Origin of the sequence: Kineococcus esterisolvens, assembly GCF_050871405.1 — a bacterium.
In the GTDB taxonomy this organism is placed as follows: Bacteria; Actinomycetota; Actinomycetes; order Actinomycetales; family Kineococcaceae; genus Kineococcus.
Genome location: NZ_JBJLRI010000005.1, coordinates 78,054 through 91,326 on the forward strand (window position 1 = coordinate 78,054; position 13,273 = coordinate 91,326).

General features: G+C 74.5%; 13 protein-coding genes. 6 read left to right on the forward strand and 7 right to left on the reverse strand.

The window, feature by feature from the left end; translation table 11 throughout:
- The first annotated feature begins 5 nt into the window (after positions 1 to 5).
- Positions 6 to 662 carry a GntR family transcriptional regulator gene (locus ACRYR8_RS03545; RefSeq protein WP_432482693.1) on the forward strand — a complete coding sequence of 219 codons (657 nt, stop codon included), beginning with the start codon at positions 6 to 8 and terminating at the stop codon, positions 660 to 662.
- A 9-nt stretch (positions 663 to 671) separates the two neighbouring features.
- On the opposite strand, the gene ACRYR8_RS03550 is transcribed toward ACRYR8_RS03545, so the two are convergent.
- From ACRYR8_RS03550 to ACRYR8_RS03560, 3 genes are all read right to left on the reverse strand, one after another.
- On the reverse strand, positions 672 to 1,637 hold the full coding sequence (locus ACRYR8_RS03550) for an LLM class flavin-dependent oxidoreductase (protein WP_432482694.1): 966 nt from the start codon (positions 1,635 to 1,637) through the stop codon (positions 672 to 674).
- Between the two features lie 12 nt (positions 1,638 to 1,649).
- A complete protein-coding gene (locus ACRYR8_RS03555; RefSeq protein WP_432482695.1) occupies positions 1,650 to 2,081 on the reverse strand; it encodes a nitroreductase family deazaflavin-dependent oxidoreductase in 432 nt (143 codons plus the stop codon).
- Positions 2,082 to 2,145: 64 nt separating this feature from the next.
- Positions 2,146 to 3,660 carry a SulP family inorganic anion transporter gene (locus ACRYR8_RS03560; RefSeq protein ID WP_432482724.1) on the reverse strand — a complete coding sequence of 505 codons (1,515 nt, stop codon included), beginning with the start codon at positions 3,658 to 3,660 and terminating at the stop codon, positions 2,146 to 2,148.
- 296 nt (positions 3,661 to 3,956) lie between these two features.
- On the opposite strand from ACRYR8_RS03560, the gene ACRYR8_RS03565 reads away from it, so the two are divergent.
- From ACRYR8_RS03565 to ACRYR8_RS03580, 4 genes are all read left to right on the forward strand, one after another.
- Positions 3,957 to 4,367 (forward strand): TIGR03618 family F420-dependent PPOX class oxidoreductase, encoded by a 411-nt coding sequence (locus ACRYR8_RS03565; protein ID WP_432482696.1) that lies wholly within the window; start codon positions 3,957 to 3,959, stop codon positions 4,365 to 4,367.
- Between the two features lie 48 nt (positions 4,368 to 4,415).
- Positions 4,416 to 4,853 carry an acyl-CoA thioesterase gene (locus tag ACRYR8_RS03570; protein WP_432482725.1) on the forward strand — a complete coding sequence of 146 codons (438 nt, stop codon included), beginning with the start codon at positions 4,416 to 4,418 and terminating at the stop codon, positions 4,851 to 4,853.
- A gap of 186 nt (positions 4,854 to 5,039) precedes the next feature.
- A complete protein-coding gene (locus tag ACRYR8_RS03575) occupies positions 5,040 to 6,506 on the forward strand; it encodes a glyceraldehyde-3-phosphate dehydrogenase (protein WP_432482697.1) in 1,467 nt (488 codons plus the stop codon).
- A complete protein-coding gene (locus tag ACRYR8_RS03580; RefSeq protein WP_432482698.1) occupies positions 6,499 to 7,218 on the forward strand; it encodes a Mut7-C RNAse domain-containing protein in 720 nt (239 codons plus the stop codon). The genes ACRYR8_RS03575 and ACRYR8_RS03580 overlap by 8 nt, the downstream gene beginning before the upstream one ends.
- Before the next feature lie 18 nt (positions 7,219 to 7,236).
- Here the strand turns inward: ACRYR8_RS03580 and ACRYR8_RS03585 are convergent, their stop codons facing one another.
- Together ACRYR8_RS03585 and ACRYR8_RS03590 are read right to left on the reverse strand one after the other, a co-directional pair.
- Positions 7,237 to 8,265, reverse strand: coding sequence for a carboxylesterase family protein (locus ACRYR8_RS03585; protein WP_432482699.1), 1,029 nt, complete (start codon positions 8,263 to 8,265; stop codon positions 7,237 to 7,239).
- Between the two features lie 103 nt (positions 8,266 to 8,368).
- On the reverse strand, positions 8,369 to 10,459 hold the full coding sequence (locus tag ACRYR8_RS03590) for an MMPL family transporter (RefSeq protein WP_432482700.1): 2,091 nt from the start codon (positions 10,457 to 10,459) through the stop codon (positions 8,369 to 8,371).
- A gap of 70 nt (positions 10,460 to 10,529) precedes the next feature.
- Here ACRYR8_RS03590 and ACRYR8_RS03595 point away from each other — a divergent pair, with 70 nt between their 5' ends.
- Positions 10,530 to 11,048 carry a MarR family winged helix-turn-helix transcriptional regulator gene (locus ACRYR8_RS03595; RefSeq protein ID WP_432482701.1) on the forward strand — a complete coding sequence of 173 codons (519 nt, stop codon included), beginning with the start codon at positions 10,530 to 10,532 and terminating at the stop codon, positions 11,046 to 11,048.
- Between the two features lie 70 nt (positions 11,049 to 11,118).
- Here ACRYR8_RS03595 and ACRYR8_RS03600 read toward each other — a convergent pair whose 3' ends face one another.
- Positions 11,119 to 12,042 carry a universal stress protein gene (locus ACRYR8_RS03600; protein WP_432482702.1) on the reverse strand — a complete coding sequence of 308 codons (924 nt, stop codon included), beginning with the start codon at positions 12,040 to 12,042 and terminating at the stop codon, positions 11,119 to 11,121.
- A gap of 224 nt (positions 12,043 to 12,266) precedes the next feature.
- Positions 12,267 to 13,238, reverse strand: a complete 972-nt coding sequence (nrdF, locus tag ACRYR8_RS03605; RefSeq protein WP_432482703.1) for a class 1b ribonucleoside-diphosphate reductase subunit beta — start codon at positions 13,236 to 13,238, stop codon at positions 12,267 to 12,269.
- Positions 13,239 to 13,273: the final 35 nt, after the last annotated feature.

Below are 13,273 nucleotides of genomic sequence, written 5' to 3' on the forward strand. Positions count from 1 at the left end.
GCACCGTGAGCGTGGCACCGCAGGAGGGAGCCGCCGGCACGCGCGTCGCCCTGGAGGCGCTGCGGGCGGCCCTGCTCACCGGCGACCTCGCCCCCGGCCAGCGGCTCGTGGAGGCCGAGCTCGCGGCCTCCTACGGCGTCAGCCGGGCCAGCGTGCGCGCCGCCCTCATGGACCTGGCGGCGGAGGGCGTCGTCGAGCGCATCCCGAACCGCGGCGCGCGCGTGCGCGTCGTGACCGTCGAGGAGGCGGTGGCCATCACCGAGTGCCGGATGGTGCTCGAGGGCCTGTGCGCCGCCAAGGCCGCCGAGCGCGTCGACGACGAGCAGGTCGCCACGCTCACCGCGCTCGGCGAGCGCCTGCGGCAGGACGTAGCGGCGGGCGACCCCGTGGCGTACTCCGCGCACAACCGGGAGCTGCACCGGCTCGTGCGCGAGTTCTCCGGGCAGGAGGTCGCCACCGGCCTGCTGGACCGCCTCAACGCGCAGATCGTCCGGCACCAGTTCCGCCTGGCCCTGCGGGCCGGGCGCCCCCAGGTCTCCCTGCCCGAGCACCTGGCCATCGTCGAGGCCATCGCTCGCCGCGACCCGGCCGCGGCCGAGCGGGCGGCGCGAGCGCACCTGGTCAGCGTCATCGCCGCGCTGCAGGAGCCGGCGGACGGCTGAGCGCCGCCGTCACAGGACCGCGGCGAGCTGCTCCAGCTCCTGCTCGGGGTCGGCGCCCACGGGGATGAGGACGGCGCTGGTGACGCCGGCGGCGAACAGCTCCCCCAGCCGCGCCCTGGCCCCGTCGGGGGTCCCCGCCACCGCCAGCCGGCGCACCCACTCCTCCGGCACGCGGCGCGCGAACTCCTCCCGGGTGCCGCACTCGCGGCGCAGCGCGGCCAGGTCCGCGGCGAACGGCAGCGGCTCCAGGTGCGGCGCCCAGTCGGGCTCGCCGATCCACTCCAGCCCGGCGCGCGCCGCGGCCAGGGCGGCGCCCTCGTCGGGGTTCACGGCGGCGGCGTTGTAGGCGACCACCCGGTGGGGGCGGGCGGCGCCGACGCGGGCGAGCGCGGCGCGGACGTACTCGGGGGTGGTGGGCTCGGCCAGGACGGTGCCGTCGGCGACGCGGCCCGACAGGGCCAGCGAGCGCGCCCCGCGCACACCGGCCAGCAGCGGCGGGACGTGGGCGGGGACGGCCGAGGGGTCCAGGCGCACCCCGTCCAGCCGCACGGGCCCGGCGGACGCGGTCGTGTCGGCGCGGGCGCCGCGCAGCAGGTCCGCCAGCGCGACGAGCTGGGCCTCCAGCAGGGCGAGCGGGCTGGCGGGCCACTGCCCCACCGAGCGCATCCAGGCGGGCATCCCGTGCCCCAGGCCCACGTCCAGGCGCCCGGGGAACAGCTGGGCGAGGGTCGCGACCTCCATCGCGGTGAACGCGACGTTGCGCGCGCCCGCCGGCAGGACGCCGATGCCGACGCGCAGGCGGGAGGTGGACGCGAGGACCGCCGCGGCCTGGGCGACCCCGCCGCGGAAGCCGAGGTCCTCCACGACCCACAGCTCGTCGAAACCCAGCTCGTCGGCGCGGCGCGCGAAGGGGAGCACGCGGCCGGCGTCGAGGTCCCGCGGGAGCACGACGCCGACGCGGCCGGCCCGGTCCACCCCCACCCCCGGTCAGCCGTCGGTGCCGACGCGCTCCAGCAGGACGACGGGGATCTCCCGCGACGTCCTGGACTGGTACTCGTCGTAGTCCGGCCACACCTCGGTCATCGACGCCCACAGGGCCGGCTTCTCCTCGGGGGTGGCGACGCGGGCGCGGGCGCGGAAGCGCTCCCCCTTGACCTGCACCTCGACGTCCGGGTCGGCCTGCAGGTTCAGGAACCACGCGGGCGGGGCGTCGGTGCCGCCCTTGGAGGCGACGACGGCGAGAGCCTCCCCGTGGGGGCGGAAGATCAGCGCGTGCGAGCGCTGGGCACCGGACCTGCGACCCTTGGTGAACAGGATCAGGATCGTCGTCCCGCCGCGCCAGTGGTAGCCGTCCTCGCCGTTCGTCTCCAGGTAGCGCTCGACGTGCGGGTCGCCGTGCAGGTCGCTGGCAGGGGTCACGGCCCGACCCTACGTCCTGCGCCACGGGGAGGCGAGGGCCCGCGGCCGGCTCGGCGGCGACGGGTCAGTGGCCGGCGCCCAGGTGGCCGGCCAGGCGCTCGTAGCGCTCGGCGCTGGCCTCGTTCAGCCCCACGATCTCGGCGTGCTTGCCCTTGGCGGCGTACTTGGTGGTGATCGCGTCCAGCGAGGCGACGGTGGAGGCGTCCCACACGTGCGCGGCGGAGAGGTCGATGACCACCTCGGACGGGTCGTTCGCGTAGTCGAACTGGTAGATCAGGTCGTTGGAGGAGGCGAAGAACAGCGCGCCCTCGACGCGGTAGCGGCGCACCCGCCCGTCCTGCTCCAGCTCACCGGTGACGTCGACGAGGTGCGCGACGCGGCGGGCGAACAGCAGGGCCGCCACCAGCACGCCCACGACCACGCCGATGGCCAGGTTGTGGGTGGCCACCACCACCACGACGGTGGAGACCATCACGGCGGTCTCGCTCTTGGGCATCCGGCGCAGGGTGCTCGGCCGCACCGAGTGCCAGTCGAAGGTGCCGACCGACACCATGATCATCACGGCGACCAGGGCGGCCATCGGGATGATCGCGACGACGTCGCCCAGGCCCACGACGAGGATCAGCAGGAACACCCCGGCCAGGAACGTCGACAGGCGGGTGCGGGCGCCGGAGACCTTCACGTTGATCATGGTCTGGCCGATCATGGCGCAGCCGCCCATGCCGCCGAAGAAGCCGGTGATGATGTTCGCCCCGCCCTGCCCCCAGGCTTCGCGGGTCTTGTTCGAGCGGGTGTCGGTGATGTCGTCGACGAGCTTGGCCGTCATCAGCGACTCCATCAGCCCGACCAGCGCCACGGCGAAGGCGTAGGGGGCGATGATGCGCAGCGTCTCGTAGGTCAGGGGCACGTCCGGCAGCAGCAGCGTCGGCAGGGTCTCCGGCAGCGCACCCTCGTCGCCGACGTCCGGCACCACGAGGCCGGTGCCCACCACCGCCACGGTCAGCACCGCGATCGCGATCAGCGGCGCGGGCACGACGGTGGTCAGCCTCGGCAGGAACACCATGATCGCGATGCCGATCGCGACCATGGCGTAGACCGCCCACGGCACGTCGCGCAGGTACGGCAACTGGGACGTGAAGATCAGGATGGCCAGGGCGTTGACGAAGCCCACCATGACGCTGCGCGGCACGAACCGCATCAGCCGCGCCACGCCCAGCAGGCCCAGGACGACCTGGAACACACCGGCCAGGATCACGGCGGCGATGAGGTGGTCCAGGCCGTGCTCGCGCACCAGGGGGGCGATGACCAGCGCCACGGCCCCGGTGGCCGCGGAGATCATCGCCGGGCGCCCGCCCAGGAAGGCGATCGAGACGGCCATGGTGAAGGAGGCGAAGAGGCCCACCCGCGGGTCGACCCCGGCGATGATGGAGAAGGAGATCGCCTCGGGGATCAGGGCCAGGGCCACGACCAGCCCGGCGAGGACCTCGGTGCGCAGCACCTTCGGGGAGGCCAGCCAGGCGGGCCGGCCGGGCCGCCCGGCACCGGAGGGGCGCCGCGGCGCGGGGGCCGGGGCGGCCATCTGCTCAGGGTTGGTCACGAAGTGGCGTTCCGTCCGTGCTCACGGGGCGCGCCGCGGCGCGCCCCTGGTGGGGGGGCTCGTCGATCTCCACCAGAGCGCCGCGCTGCGCCGGTTCGTCCGGGGGGCACCGGGCCGGAGCACCCGGGAGGTGCGTCGACGGGACGGTGGTCCGCGCAGAACCGTACTCTCACGCCACGTCAGAGTCCAACGCCGGCCCCGGGCCCCCTCCCCCGGCCCCCGCGCGGCCGCCGTAGCATCCCGACGACCGGTGACCGACCGAGCGACCTGGAGCCCCCGTGGCGAACCCGCCCCTGCCGAACGACGTCGCCGCGCTGTTCGCGCAGCCCAACCCGGCCGTGATGGCGACCGTCCACCCCGACGGCCACCCCGTCAGCGTCGCCACCTGGTACCTGCTGCAGGACGACGGGCGCGTGCTGCTCAACCTCGACGCCGCCCGCGCGCGCCTGAGGCACCTGCGCGCGGACCCCCGCGTCTCGCTCACCGCCCTGGCGCGGGACGACTGGTACACCCACGTGAGCGTCCAGGGCCGCGTCGTGGAGTTCCGCGACGACCCCGACCTGGTCGACATCGACCGCCTCTCGCAGCACTACCTGGGCACGGCCTACCCCACCCGCGACCGCGCCCGCGTCAGCGCGCTCGTCGAGGTGGAGCGGTGGCACGGCTGGGGCGCCGCCCAGCAGGGGTGAGGCACCGGGCCGTCCTACCCTTGGCCCGTGTCAGGACAAGAGCACATCATGGACCCGGACCCGGCCAACCCCCACAGCGTCAACTTCCGCACGCGCAAGTGGGTCCGGCCCGAGGACCTCAACGCCAACGGCACCCTCTTCGGCGGCAGCCTGCTGCGCTGGATCGACGAGGAGGCCGCGATCTACGCGATCCTCCAGCTCGGCAACGGCCGCGTCGTCACCAAGTACATCTCGGAGATCGAGTTCGTCTCCTCCGCGCGGCAGGGCGACCTCATCGAGATGGGCCTGCGCGCGGTGCGGTTCGGGCGCACCTCCCTGACGATGCGCGCCGAGGTCCGCAACATGATCACCCGTCAGAGCATCCTGACGATCGAGGAGATCGTGTTCGTGAACCTCGGCGCCGACGGGCGCCCGGAGCCCCACGGCTACACGACCATCACCTACGACCGCGACCGCATCCCCGCCACCATGCAGGTGGACGGCTGACCCCGGCCGACCGGCCGGTGCGGTGAGTCGTTCGTCACGCCGGTCCCCGGACCGTTGCCCGCCGGCGCAGCCGCTGGCTACGGTCCGGGGACCGCGGCGACCGCACCGCGTCCCGCACCACCCACGTCCCGCACCGGCGCAGGACGACCCCCCGCGCCGCCAGGGACCGCGAACGGCAGGGGGAGCATGTCCAGCACCGCGTGGTCCACGAAGGTGGCGCTCGCCGAGGCGATGGTCCCGCTGATCGGGCGCCTGTACCGCGACCACGGCGTCGTGGTGACCGTCCACGGCCGCAGCCTGGTCGGCAAGTCCGTCATCGGCATCGTCAAGGCGCACCGGTTCGCCCGCCGCGTCGACGACGTGGAACTGCCCCTGGAACCCAGCCTGGAGCTGCTGCGGGTGCTGTGCCGGCTGGCCCCCGGGCCCGCCGCGGTGGACCTGGCGCGCCTGGGCCGGGCACCGGTGGACGAGACGGGCGGGGCGGACCTCGTCCAGCGCGTGCGCGCCGAGCTAGGCCCCGCGCTGGGCACCGCACCCGCCCCCGGCGGGCGCGACGTGGTCCTGTACGGGTTCGGCCGCATCGGCCGACTGCTGGCGCGCATCCTGCTCGAGCGCGCCGACGACCCCCACGGCCTGCGCCTGCGCGCGATCGTCGTGCGCCCCGGTCCGCACGGCGGTGCCGGCAAGGACCTGGTCAAGCGCGCCAGCCTGCTGCGGCGCGACTCGGTGCACGGCGCGTTCGCCGGCACCATCACCGTCGACGAGGCCGGCCGGTGCATCGTCGCCAACGGCACACCGGTCCAGGTGATCCACGCCGACGACCCGGCGACGGTGGACTACGCCCGCCACGGCATCCACGACGCCCTGGTCATCGACAACACCGGCCGGTGGCGCGACGAGGCAGGCCTGGCGCAGCACCTGCGCAGCCCCGGCGCCGCCCGAGTCCTGCTCACCGCGCCCGGCAAGGGAGCGGTGAAGAACGTCGTGCACGGCATCAACGAGGACACGGTCGGCGAGGAGGACCTCGTGGTGTCGGCGGCCTCGTGCACCACCAACGCCATCACCCCGGTGCTCAAGGCCGTCAACGACCGCTTCGGCGTCGTGCACGGGCACGTGGAGACGGTGCACTCGTTCACCAACGACCAGAACCTCATCGACAACTTCCACGCCGGCGACCGGCGCGGGCGCTCGGCGGTGCTCAACATGGTGCTCACCGAGACGGGAGCGGCGAAGGCCGTGGCGAAGGCGCTGCCGGAACTGGCGGGCAGGCTCACCGGGAACTCGATCCGCGTACCGACCCCGGACGTCTCGCTGGCCATCCTGAACCTCACCCTCGCCGAGGGCGTCACCCGGGCCGGGCTGAACGACTACCTGCGCGCCATGTCGCTGGAGTCGGCCCTGCAGGACCAGATCGACTACGTCGACTCCCCCGAGGTGGTCTCCACCGACTTCGTCGGCACCCGCAAGACCGGTGTCGTGGACGCCCTGGCCACCATCGCCGACGGCAGCGCGAACGTCGTGCTGTACGTCTGGTACGACAACGAGCGCGGGTACTCCGAGCAGGTGGTGCGCGTGGCCGAGTCGATGCTCGGGGTGGTCAAGCCCGTCGTCCCGCCGCTGGGCGTCGGCACCCCGCAACCAGCGGGTGCCTGAGCACCCGGCCGTCGAGCTGACGGTCGACGCCGTCCTCGCACCGCTGCTGCCGGCCCGCGCGCGCCGGGCGGCCCGGCTCCGGGTGCGCCACGAGGAGCACGCCACGGCCGGGCACGTCGTGCAGGCCGCGGGGGTCCCGCTCACCGAGGTGGGTCCCCTCACCGTGGACGGCGCTCCCGCCTCCCCCGGTGACCGGTTGCCGCCGGGCGCGGCCCTGCACGCCGGCGCGGTGATCCGCCCGGAAGCGGTGCCGGCCGGGGGTTTCCTGCTCGACGTGCACCTGGGGAGCCTGGCGCGCCGGATGCGGCTGCTGGGCCTGGACGCGGCGTGGTCCGCGCACGCCGACGACCCGGACCTGGTGGTGCGGGCGCGCGCCGAGGACCGGGTGCTGCTGACCGCGGACCGCGGGCTGCTGATGCGCCGGGCGCTGCCCCGCGGTGCGCTCGTGGCCGGCGCCGGCGCTGACGAGCAGCTGACCGACGTGCTGGACAGGTTCCGGCCCGCCCTGGCGCCGCTGACCCGGTGCACCGCCTGCAGCGCGCCGCTGCGCACCGTCGCGAAGGAGGAGGTGGCCGCCGGGTTGCCCGAGGGCACCCGGCGCAGCTGCGAGGAGTTCTCCCGCTGCACCGGCTGCGGACGGGTGTACTGGCGCGGCGCGCACGCGGCCCGCATCGACGACCTGGTGCGGCGCTCCACACCCCCACCCGGCTGAGCGCGCGGGGGCGCCGCCTCAGCCGGCGCTCTGCTGGAACAGCCAGTCGCGCAGTGCGGTGATCTTGTAGGCGGGCTCGAAGGAGGCCATGTGCTCGCTGCTGCCCATCCCGCCCGAGCTGGTGGAGGAGCCGGCGGCCTCCAGCACGGTGCCGGTCTCGAAGGTGGCGAAGTTGATCTCGTCGCCGGCGGCGAACAGCTCGGCCGCGGCGGTGGCGAACTCCTGCGCGGACCAGGTCGCGTCCCAGGTCGCGGCCTGGAAGGAGACGCCCGCGTCGGTGAGCATCGCCTGCACCTCCTCCTGCCCGGCGGAGGCCTTCTCGTCGCCGCCGGCGGCGATGTAGAAGAACTTCTCCTGCGTCAGGTTCTGCAGCTGACTGATGTCCCACTGCCCGGAGACGAACAGCTCGGCGGCGAACAGCTGCGGGTCCTGGGCGGCCAGGTACATCACCGTCATGCAGCCCATCGACTGCCCCGTGCCGTACACGCGGGCCTCGTCGATGCTGTAGCGGCTCTTGACGTCCTCGAGCAGGCGCGGGGTCAGCGCGACGTAGTCGGTGGTGGTGAAGGCGTCGTGGTCGTCGATGATGACCTCGGGGTACTCCGGGACCACGACGATGCCGGCGTGCTTGGCCTGCTCGGCGTCGCTGGCCCAGATCAGGGCGCCGTACTGCGACAGGGGTGCGGTCACGTCCTGCCCGACCAGGCTGGAGTCGGGGATGTAGAGCACCAGCGGGTAGCTCTGCGAGGCGTCGTAGTCGGCGGGGACGAAGAGGTTGTAGGGCACGCTGAGCCCGGTCTGGGCGTCGGTGTAGGTCTCCTGGGTGAACTTGTCGGTGACCTCGGCGACCAGGGTCTCCAGGTCCGGGCTCTCCGCGGTGCTGGTCGTGCTGGTCGTGCTGGTGGTGCTGGCGCCGGCTGCGGCCGAGGACGGGCTCACAGCCGAGCCCGTCGTGGTCTGCGCCGAGCCGCCGCACGCGGCGACCCCGGCCAGCAGCGGGCCGAAGGCTCCGGTGACAGCGGTGCGGCGGGTGAACGTCGTCTCCATGCCCCTACTCTCGGCGCCCCGGGTCTGCACCACCCGTGGCCTCCCTGTGGTCGTGCTGTGACGACGAGGGGCCGAGGAGCGCAGGCCCGCGGTCCCCGGATCATCAGGTCGCGGGTACGCGGTGCCGCGCACGCCGGGCGAGGCGACCGGGCCACCAGAAGCGGTCCCCGAGCAGCGCGACGATCGCGGGCACGAGGAGCGTGCGCACCAGCAGGGTGTCCAGCAGCACGCCGATGCAGACCACGACGCCGATCTGGGTCAGCGTGATGAGCGGCAGCACGCCCAGGACGGTGAACACCGCCGCCAGCAGGACGCCCGCGCTGGTGATGACGCCGCCGGTGACGGCGACGGCCGTGCGGATGCCCTCGCGGGTGCCGGCGGTGAGCGCCTCCTCCCGGGCCCGTGTGACGAGGAAGATGTTGTAGTCCACGCCCAGCGCCACGAGGAACAGCAGCGAGAACAGCGGGACGCCGGTGTCGAGGGCGGGGAACCCGAAGACGTTCTCGAACAGGAGGTTGCCGGCGCCCAGCGCCGCCGCGTAGGTGGACAGCACGGTCACCACGAGGAGGACGGGCCCCACGAGGGCGCGCAGCAGGACCACCAGGACCGCGAGCACGACGGCGACGACGAGGGGTCCCACCACGAGCAGGTCGCGCCGGGCGGCGGTGCGCTCGTCGACGGCCTCGGCCTCGGTGCCGCCGACGAGCGCACCGGCGCCGGGCACCGCGCCCACCGCCTCGCGCAACCGCTCGACGGTCTCGCGCGCGCCGGCCGAGCCGGGCGCGGCCTCGACGGCGACGTCGACCTGCACGAGGTCGCCGGCCTCGCGGACCACCTGCGCGGAGGTGGTCCCCGGCACCGCGGACGCGGCGGCGACGACCTCGCCGGCGGTGCCCGCGGCGGCGACGACCTGCGCGGGCTCGGTGCCCCGGGCCGGGTAGTGCGCCTGGAGGGTCTCGGCGCCCTCGACGGCCTCGGCGGACGTGCGGAACTGCTCGGTGCGCGACAGGCCCTGCTGGACCCCGACCAGGCCGGTGGTCAGCGCGGCCAGCAGCAGCACCGACAGCGCCACGACGGGCCACGGGCGGCGCACGACGCGGTCGGCGATCCGGGCCCACCCGCCGGTGCGGGAGGTGTCCTGCGAGCCCACCCGCGGCACGAACGGCCAGAACAGCCCGCGCCCGCAGACCACGAGCGCGGCGGGCAGCACGAGCAGGCCGAACACCCCGGCCACGACGATGCCGACGGCCACGTCGATGCCCAGGGAGCGGTTGGAGGGCAGGACCGCCGCGAGCAGCGTGAGCACCGCGAGGACGACGGTGCAGGCGCTGGCCAGGATCGCCGGGCCGGCACCGGCCAGGGCGCGGCGCATGGCCAGGCGCCGGTCGGGGGTGCGGCGCAGCTCCTCGCGGTAGCGGGCGATGAGCAGCAGGGCGTAGTTGGTGCCGGCGCCGAAGACCAGGACGCTGGTGATCCCGGTGCTGGAGGGGTCGGACGGGGTGCCCCCGATGCGGTCCACCACCGTCAGCAGGCCGGCGGCCGTCTGGTCGCCGATGCCCACCACGGCCAGCGGCACCAGCCACAGCACGGGGCTGCGGTAGGTCACCAGCAGCAGCAGGGCGACGACGCCGGCGGTGACGAGCAGCAGGCGGGTGTTGGCGCCGGAGAAGGAGCCGGCGATGTCCACGCCGAAGGCAGGACCACCGGTGACCTGGGCGCGCAGGCCCTCGGGCAGGTCCGCGCGGGAGGCGGCGCGCACGTCGCCCACGGCTTGCGCGGTCTCCTCGTCGCTGGTGCCGGCCGGCAGCGGCACGACGGCGAGCAGGGCCCGACCGTCCTCGGAGGGGATCGGCCCGGAGGCCCGCCCGCCGACGGCGAGGGGGTTCAGCCGCTGCACCGCGGCGGCCGCGGCGCCGGTGTCGGCGCCGGTGAGCGCGGCGCCGTCCTCGCGGGTCCACACCACCAGCGCGGGAGCGGTCTGCTCCCCGGGGAGGCCCTCCAGCAGCTGCGCCGCCCGAGCGGACTCGGCGGACGCGGGCAGGCGCGTGCCACCGGCCTGCGAGGGCGGCGCTTCCCCCTTGCCGACCGCGACGGCACCGGCCAGGAGGAGGGCCGCGGCCAGGACGAGCCAGGCGCTGGTGCGGCCGGTGACGACACGGCCCAGCGTGCGGGCCAGCCGGGAGTTCTCGGGCACAAGACACCTCATCGACTGAAAGGTTCAGTGAATGAGATGTCTAGCAGTCGTCGGGTACCCTGGCAAACCGATGAGCAGCCAGCCCCCCCAGCCCGCCGGCGCAGCGGGCATGTACCGCCGGCGCGAGACCCCCCGCGAGCGGCTGCAGGCCGAGGTCCTGGACCTGGTGCGGGACATGGGCGTCCAGGCGCAGCGCGTGGGCGACGACTTCGCCGGCCGGCGCGGGCTGCACCCGACCGACATGCGGGCCCTGCTGCACGTGATGCGCCGCGAGGGGCGGGGTGAGCCGATGACCACCGGCGAACTGGCCACCGCGCTCGGCATCACCTCCGGCGCCGCCACCGGGGTCGTGGACCGCCTGGAGCAGGCCGGCCACCTGCGCCGCGAGCGCGACACCCGCGACCGGCGCAAGGTGCACCTGCGCTTCGGCGAGCACGGTGCCGCCGTGGCGGTGGAGTTCTTCGGGCCCCTCGGGCGGCGCAGCGACGAGCTGATGGCCCGCTACGACGACACCGAACTGGAAGTGGTGCGCCGCTTCCTGAGCGACATGACCGAGGCGCTGCGGGCCCACCGGGGCGACGCCGGCTGAGCCGGGGCGGCGACGGGGACCGAGGTCGGGGAGCCGCGCTCCCCGACCGGGGCCGGGCGGGCCGGTGCGCTCAGACCGTGCCGACCAGTTCCCCGGCCGGCGAGCGCCGCAGGTCCGCGGTGCGCGCGGGAGCCGCGACGACGGCGACGGGGACGTGCGCCCGGTGCAGCACCGCGCGCTCGGTCGACCCGCGCAGCGCGTCGAGGAACGCGGTGCGCTCGTGCGCGCCGACGACGAGCAGGCGGGCCCGGCGGGACCTCTCCACCAGGACGTCGGAGGGGAAGGAGTCCGCCACCACCACGACGTCCACGGCGACGCCGTGGCGCTCACGCACCGCGGCGACGGCCCGCTCCACGACCACGCGGGCGCGGGCGCGGGCCGCCCGGCGCCCCGCGGCGTACGCCTCGGGGTCGGTGAGGGCCAGGTGGTCCACGGACAGGTGGGTGGTGTGCACCACGCGCAGCGGCTGGTTCCACCGGGCGGCCTGGGCGGCGGCGAAGTCCAGGGCGGCCAGGGCGGCCGGGGACACGTCGAAACCCACGACGACGCCGCGGGCGCCGCCGGGCTCGGCGGCGGCCACCACGACGACCGGGCAGGGGGCGTGCTCGGCGAGGAACAGGGCGTTGCGACCCGGGCCGAGCACGAGCAGCCCGGCGCGCCCAGCCGCCTCCAGCAGCACGTCGCGCGGGGTGCTGCGCACGGCGGAGGAGCGCACCGGCACGCCGGGGGCCACGGCCCGCACCTGCTCGGCCGCGCGGCGCAGCGCGACGTCCGGCTCCTGCGGGCGGCCCGGCGGCTCGGTCGGCAGCGGAGCCGCCGGGGCGTGCACCCCCAGCACCTGCGGTACCGCGTACGGCACCTCGTGCGGGACGGCGTGCACCAGGTGGACCTGCGCGCCCCGGGCGGCGGCCTCGGCGGCCGCCCAGCGGACGGCCGCGCCGGACGCGCCCTCCTCGGCCACTCCTACGACGATCGTGCTGTTCCCAGTGCTCACGGCTCCTCCTCGGCGGTCCCCGGCGCCCTCGCGCGGTCCCTCCGGCCGCGACGGCGAGGCCTCGGCCCTCCCATAGTGCGCCGCGCCGCCCCGCAGCGGTAGTCGGAGCGGGTCCCGGGACGAGTCAGGGGCCGGCCCCGGCGCTGGTGCGCCCGGTCCGGCCCCTCCCCCGTGTGCGCGCCGCGGGCCCGTCGGGTGTGGTCACGACAGGCCCGCGACGCAGATCAGAACTCCCAGTCCTCGTCCTCGGTGGCCACGGCCTTGCCGATGACGTAGCTGGAGCCGGAGCCGGAGAAGAAGTCGTGGTTCTCGTCGGCGTTCGGGGAGAGCGCCGACAGGATGGCGGGGTCGACCTTCGCCGTGTCGGCGGGGAACATGCCCTCGTAGCCGAGGTTCATGAGCGCCTTGTTGGCGTTGTAGTGCAGGAACGTCTTGACGTCCTCGGTGAGCCCGACGTTGTCGTACAGGTCCGAGGTGTACTTGCACTCGTTGTCGTACAGCTCGAAGAGCAGGTCGAACGTGTAGTCCTTGAGCTCGTCGCGCCTGGCCTGGTCCACCAGCTCCAGGCCGCGCTGGTACTTGTAGCCGATGTAGTACCCGTGCACGGCCTCGTCGCGGATGATCAGCCGGATCAGGTCGGCGGTGTTCGTCAGCTGGGCCCGCGACGAGAAGTGCATCGGCAGGAAGAAGCCGGAGTAGAACAGGAAGGACTCCAGCAGCGTGGAGGCCACCTTCCGCTTCAGCGGGTCGTCGCCGTGGTAGTACTCCAGCACGATGGACGCCTTGCGCTGCAGCGCCTCGTTCTGCTCCGACCAGGTGAAGGCCTCGTCGATCGCCTGGGTGGAGGCGAGGGTGGAGAAGATCGAGGAGTAGCTGCGGGCGTGCACCGACTCCATGAACGCGATGTTCGTGTAGACGGCCTCCTCGTGCGGGGTCAGCGCGTCCGGGATGAGCGAGACCGCGCCGACCGTGCCCTGGATGGTGTCCAGCAGGGTCAGGCCCGTGAACACCCGCATGGTCAAGGTGCGCTCGGCGTCCGACAGCCGCGCCCACGACTGCACGTCGTTGGACAGCGGCACCTTCTCCGGCAGCCAGAAGTTGCTGGTGAGGCGGTTCCAGACCTCGAGGTCCTTGTCGTCCTGCACGCGGTTCCAGTTGATCGCGTTCACGCGATCGATGAGCTTGATCTTCTCCACCGTCTCGTCCTCGTCCCTCGTCCCGTCCGGCGCCG

Bases quoted from the DNA above. Each gene is read 5' to 3' on its own strand.
- ACRYR8_RS03570 (WP_432482725.1), top strand. From the start codon at position 4,416: ATGGACCCGGACCCGGCCAACCCCCACAGCGTCAACTTCCGCACGCGC.
- ACRYR8_RS03585 (WP_432482699.1), bottom strand. From the start codon at position 8,265: ATGGAGACGACGTTCACCCGCCGCACCGCTGTCACCGGAGCCTTCGGC.
- ACRYR8_RS03575 (WP_432482697.1), top strand. From the start codon at position 5,040: ATGTCCAGCACCGCGTGGTCCACGAAGGTGGCGCTCGCCGAGGCGATG.
- ACRYR8_RS03560 (WP_432482724.1), bottom strand. From the start codon at position 3,660: ATGGCCGCCCCGGCCCCCGCGCCGCGGCGCCCCTCCGGTGCCGGGCGG.
- ACRYR8_RS03595 (WP_432482701.1), top strand. From the start codon at position 10,530: ATGAGCAGCCAGCCCCCCCAGCCCGCCGGCGCAGCGGGCATGTACCGC.